General features: G+C 61.8%; 1 protein-coding gene. It reads right to left on the bottom strand.

Annotated features, from left to right (window positions below; genetic code table 11):
* The coding region (locus tag EEB15_RS33180) for an RNA-binding protein (protein WP_141514248.1) at positions 1–314 on the bottom strand (314 nt) is incomplete at its 3' end.
* Positions 315–629: the final 315 nt, after the last annotated feature.

Genomic DNA, 629 nt, shown 5'->3' with positions numbered 1-629 from the left:
CCACCACCACCGTAACCGCCGCCACCGCCACCGCCACCGTAGCCACCGCTGCGGGGCGGTCGCGCTTCCATCGGCCGCGCTTCATTGACGACGACGCTGCGGCCGCCCAGGGGCTGGCCGTTCATCCCGTTGATCGCGGCTTGTGCTTCCGCGTCGCTGCCCATTTCCACGAAGCCGAAGCCCTTGGAGCGGCCGGTGTCACGTTCCATCATGACCTTGGCGCTGGTGACCGCACCGAACTGGCCGAAGGCCTGCTCGAGGTCGCTGTCGCGCACGGAATAGGGCAGGTTGCCCACGTAGAGTTTGTTGCCCATCGAAGAGGGACTCCTAAAAAAACGTATGACCTAAGCGATGGAGTCCCGAAAACGCATTCAACTGATCCATAAGCGACGCGAAAAGTGACCTGTTCACCGCATTCCTCGCGTGAAACTGCAAACCACGCAATTCCATTATGAAACATCTGGCACGGCTGCGTGGAGGGTGACAGGGGCCCGCCAAACCCGCGAAAACCCTAGATTCCGGGCATGAAAAAAGGGCCCGTAGGCCCTTTTGTTTCATTTGCCGGCATGTGCCGGCAACGGCTGCTGATCAGTAGCCGCCACGGCCACCGCCGCCGCCGCCATAACCAC

Origin of the sequence: Ramlibacter sp. WS9 (assembly GCF_003797765.1) — a bacterium.
Lineage (GTDB): Bacteria > Pseudomonadota > Gammaproteobacteria > Burkholderiales > Burkholderiaceae_C > Ramlibacter.
This window is presented reverse-complemented; position numbering and strand designations above follow the sequence as displayed.